General features: G+C 56.6%; 4 protein-coding genes and 1 pseudogene. 3 read left to right on the forward strand and 2 right to left on the reverse strand.

Going from position 1 to position 4,551, the window contains the following annotated elements:
* The coding region (locus AAIR21_RS27265) for a lysozyme inhibitor LprI family protein (RefSeq protein WP_434682753.1) at window positions 1-297 on the reverse strand (297 nt) is incomplete at its 3' end.
* A gap of 183 nt (window positions 298-480) precedes the next feature.
* Here AAIR21_RS27265 and AAIR21_RS27270 point away from each other — a divergent pair.
* The 3 genes and pseudogenes from AAIR21_RS27270 (at window position 481) to aqpZ (ending at window position 4,127) form a co-directional block, all read left to right on the forward strand.
* Window positions 481-993, forward strand: a complete 513-nt coding sequence (locus tag AAIR21_RS27270; RefSeq protein ID WP_422701953.1) for a hypothetical protein — start codon at window positions 481-483, stop codon at window positions 991-993.
* Between the two features lie 61 nt (window positions 994-1,054).
* On the forward strand, window positions 1,055-2,851 hold the full coding sequence (locus AAIR21_RS27275; RefSeq protein ID WP_434682754.1) for a penicillin-binding protein activator: 1,797 nt from the start codon (window positions 1,055-1,057) through the stop codon (window positions 2,849-2,851).
* Between the two features lie 579 nt (window positions 2,852-3,430).
* Window positions 3,431-4,127: pseudogene (aqpZ, locus tag AAIR21_RS27280) on the forward strand (aquaporin Z).
* A 298-nt stretch (window positions 4,128-4,425) separates the two neighbouring features.
* Here aqpZ and AAIR21_RS27285 read toward each other — a convergent pair.
* Window positions 4,426-4,551: hypothetical protein (locus tag AAIR21_RS27285; RefSeq protein WP_434682756.1), on the reverse strand; the 126-nt coding region annotated here is incomplete at its 5' end.

The raw sequence follows: 4,551 nt of genomic DNA on the forward strand, positions 1-4,551 counted from the left end.
AAGATGCGACAGGCAGACGGTATTGTCGCCGCACTGCTGGCGTTTCTGCAGCCAGGTGGCCTGTTCATCCTGCAGCGCGCCGCGCCCTCCCATCAGCACGACCTTTCTCAACATCTCGTACGTTGTCGTCATTCTGACATCCTTTTCGCTCAGTTCCCGGTCAGCGCAGATGACCTTTTCATCGGGGGCGCTGACGCCGCTGCAACTGAAGCTGGCGGCAAATGCGGAGCCGGACAGCAGCAACAGCAGAGCGAAAGAGATGCGGGTGACTTCAGCGAACGGTGAACATGGTGCCATGACAATCTCCCTTTATTCAGTGCCAGTATCCGGTATGTGTCCTGACGGGAGACCGCTGGCGTCAACCCGGTCCGTTTACGGTTTGTTGATATGTCTGGACAGTGACTTGTCCCCGTTGTTAAGCCTTCCACCAGGCATAAAGCTGAGCGGTTGTCTGTGAGGATTCTGAAGAGGGGGCTGAGAATGGCGGAATTAAGCGTGGTAGCTAAAGTGCATGAGATGAACACGGTAACCGGAAGGCGGCAACGTGCCAGCCGTGAACAACGGCAGTGGCAGACGCTGGAGGATATCGGGACGTTTCGTGAGCGTATGCAGCGCCTGGCGGACAACCTGACGGCGTGGCTGGAAGGGCATGAGGTCACTATCACCGTGCGGGAAAGGGTGCCTGTCGCGATGGCGGGCGCATATACCATCCCCGGTATTGTCCTTCGCAGTGGGCGCAACTGGGCCGGTTTCATTCCGCAGGCGCTGTACAGTGTGAAAGGCGGTATTCAGCTTAAAGGAGAGGTTACGCTGGCGGTGGATAATCCCCGTCGTCACCCCCGTACTGAGAAATACATGCTCTGTCTGCCCGGCCATTTGTTATCCACCGCCGACTGGGCGATATACCGCGACGAACGTACGCCGGGCAAAGGGAAAGTGCTGACCCGCGAGTTGCTGATGACCGCTCTCGCACCGTTGTTCGACAATGCATGAGTCGGCCCCGTATGGTCCGGATGTTCTGTTGAATGAAAACAATCACAGGGAGGAGCCTGGGATGCGTTTATCTGATTTTAATGGTACCAGAGCGTTATATGGTATTCCGCTGGTTGCGGCGGCGCTGTTTTTCACCGGCTGTGCCGTTCGCCCCGCAGTCCAGAGCGCTGCGCTTCTGGAAAGTCCGGTGCAGACTGACTCCGCGCAGGCCCTGCTGCGAATGCAGCACAGTGAGGGCAGTAGCAAAACCAGCTGGCAGTTACTCGCTGTTCGCGCATTGCTCCGGGAAGGAAAAAACCAGCAGGCCGCTGACCTCTTCAGTCAGTTGCCGCCAGAAATGGATAAGGCTCAGCAACAGGAGCAGTCACTGCTTGCAGTTGAGCTGAAGCTGGCACAGGGAGATTTCACGGGGGTACAAACGCTGCTGGCAAAAATCAGTCCGGCTGACCTTAAGGGCGCTCAACTGGCGCGTTACTGGCAGGGTCTGGTCACCGCTCAGCAGGATACCCCCTCCCCGGCACTGCTGCGGGCGCTGATGGCGCAGGCACCGCTGCTGACCACCACGCAGGCGAAACAACGAAACATAGATGTGACCTGGCAGACGCTGACTGCCATGACGCAAACGCAGGCTGATGCTGTACAGATTACTGACGAGAACAAATCACTTCGGGGCTGGCTGGGACTGCGCCGCGCCTGGTCTGATAACCGTGTGACACCGGACAGACTGAAAGCCGCCGTCAGCGCCTGGCAGACTCGCTGGCCGCAGCACCCGGCGGCCAGGCAGTTGCCCACAGCACTGGTGAACGACATGAATTTTCGTCCTGCATCGGTGCGTAAAGTTGCCCTGATGCTCCCCCTGAGTGGTCCGGCGGCCCGCTTTGGTCGGGCGATTCAGCAGGGATTTGAGGCTGAAAGGAAAGTGGCCCTGTCCGCGTCCGGCGAAGTATCCGAACTGATGCTCTACGACACCACGACCCGGCCGGTGCCGCAATTGCTGACGCAGGCACAACAGGACGGCGCCACGCTGATTGTGGGACCGCTGTTAAAAAATCACGTGGAGGAGCTGCTCAGCAGCAACCCGACGATGAACGTACTGGCGCTGAACCAGCCGGAAAATCCAGTTAGCCAGGATAACATCTGCTATTTTGCGCTCTCCCCGGAAGATGAGGCCCGCAATGCGGCGCGTCATATCCGTGCGCAGGGTAAACACTCTCCACTGCTCCTGCTCCCTGGCAGCGAAATCAGCGAACGTGTGGCCCGGGCTTTTGCTGACGAGTGGCAGAAACAGGGCGGTGGTGCAGTGCCGGAGCAGCGTTTTGGCTCACTGGCGAAACTGAAGGCCAGCGTGAACAGCGGTATCACACTGACCGGGGCTCCGGTTACCCTCGCGCGCAAGGGTGTGGAAAGCTATCGTCGGGGTCGGGTGGATGCGGTGTATATCATCGCCACGCCGGAAGAAATGGGATATCTCAAACCAATGATTGCCGAGCGGAACGGCAGCCGGTCCGGAGCCATGTTGTATGCCAGTTCCCGCAGCATCAGCGGTACCGTCGGAGCGGATTATCGTCTGGACATGGAAGGCCTGCAGTTCAGCGATATCCCGGTACTGGCGAACAACAATCCGGGGCTGAAGCAACTGGCACTCAACGCCACGGGCAATGACTATTTCCTGGCCCGCCTGTTCGCCATGGGGGCGGACGCCTGGACGCTGGCAAATCACTATGCACAGCTGCGCCAGACCTCCGGGTTTATGCTGAAGGGGAATACCGGTGAACTGAGCGCGTCATCGGGCTGTGTGATTAACCGTGAACTGCCCTGGTTTCGTTACCAGAAAGGGCAGGTTGTGCCGGTGGAGTAAACGCCCGTTTGTTGGCTTAGCCAGGGAGCGGCTATGCAACATTGCAGGGACACTTGACCGGTAAGCTCCCCGGCACGATTTTTCTGGAGGACGTTATGCTGCTCTCAAAGATACTGATCGCCATCGGCATCGTTGCCGTGATTTATTTTCTCGTGATGTTCATTGTGGACAGGTTTGGTTTCTGAAGTGGAATGTGGGTCATTACGCGATATTCACTGAGGAGAGATCAATGTCGTGGTGGGAACTTGTGTTTGATTTTCCAGGGTTAGTTTTCGTGATGGTCATGATGGTACAGACGACACAATTTTAAAATCCTGAGTATGCCAGCATTATCTTCCGCAAATTAACGCCGTAGTATGTAGCAAGTCTGGGGGAGTACCTTCCGGATATTCGTACCAGGCGAAACGGTAATAAATAATACCTCAGGCAGGATGGCTGAGATCCGCTGTCAAAAATTCGTACTGGTCATTTGACAAACTGACCTCCCGTTCCTGAATTTTAATTATCCTGCTAAGGATGTTGAAAAATCACTGTGACTCAGTCAGCTATAAGGAACGTAAGGATATGAACAACAACATGATGAAAGTGGTACTGGCCGAAGTCCTCGGCACCTTCTGGCTGGTGCTAGGAATGATGTGGCAGCGCGGTGCTGGCTGCGGGTTTTCCGGACCTCGGGATAGGGTTTGTGGGCGTGTCGCTGGCCTTTGGTCTGACGGTGGTGACGATGGCGTATGCTGTCGGTCATATTTCCGGCGGACACTTTAACCCGGCAGTATCGCTGGGACTGTGGGTTGCGGGGCGTTTTCCTGCGTCACAACTGCCGGGGTACATGATTGCGCAGGTGGCTGGTGGTCTGCTCGGAGCGGGCGTGCTGTATCTGGTGGCTTCAGGTCTTCCGGGGTTTGATGTCCACGCCGGTTTTGCCAGCAATGGTTTTGGCGCCCATTCTCCTGGCGGTTATCCGCTGATGCCGGTCATGCTTACCGAAGTGGTGCTGACGGCGATGTTTGTGCTGGTCATTACTGGCGTCACCAGTCAACGCGCGCCGGCGGGTTTTGCGCCGCTGGCCATTGGCCTGTGTCTGACGCTCATTCATCTCATTTCTATCCCGGTAGACAATACCTCGGTGAACCCGGCACGTTCTACCGCAGTCGCGCTGTTTGCCGGAGGTGAGTTTATTTCTCAGCTGTGGGTATTCTGGATGGCGCCACTGGTGGGGGGGCTGCTTGGCGGTACGCTGGGTAAGGTTCTGTTTTCTGCAGAGCAGGAAGTCTGATTCGCCATCGCCACATCACGTCGGGTGATGTGGCAATTATGCTCTTTTATGGTGAGTCGCTGGTAAAGCCGATATCCCTTGTTAGCCGTCCAGTTCCCGGGAGGTGCTTATGAGTTTTACTGCCCCTTACCTTTCTCTTCGTGGAGGCATGTTGCTGCTGACTGCCGCATCACTATCCTTCAGCTCGTCACATAGCGCCTTCTCCGGAGTGTCCACAGCGGTAACGATATGTTTACCCGCTGAAGCTGAGTTGCGTCGTGATCTGCTGGTAAGCGATCAGTGAGTGCCGTATTGACGGCTATTTATTGGTGAGAGCTACGTTCCATGGCAGTAGCTCAGCCACTTTATTGGAAGGCCACTCCGGCAGTACGGTAAGCGCCCCGGCAACGACGTCTGTTGACGCTCCCTCAATCCGGCGATGATA

The organism is Enterobacter sp. PTB, from assembly GCF_051130085.1.
Classification (GTDB): Bacteria; Pseudomonadota; Gammaproteobacteria; order Enterobacterales; family Enterobacteriaceae; genus Enterobacter; species Enterobacter ludwigii.

What these genes read in the sequence shown, in the direction of transcription:
- AAIR21_RS27275 (WP_434682754.1), top strand. Translation starts at nt 1,055, where the DNA reads ATGCGTTTATCTGATTTTAATGGTACCAGAGCGTTATATGGTATTCCG.
- AAIR21_RS27270 (WP_422701953.1), top strand. Translation starts at nt 481, where the DNA reads ATGGCGGAATTAAGCGTGGTAGCTAAAGTGCATGAGATGAACACGGTA.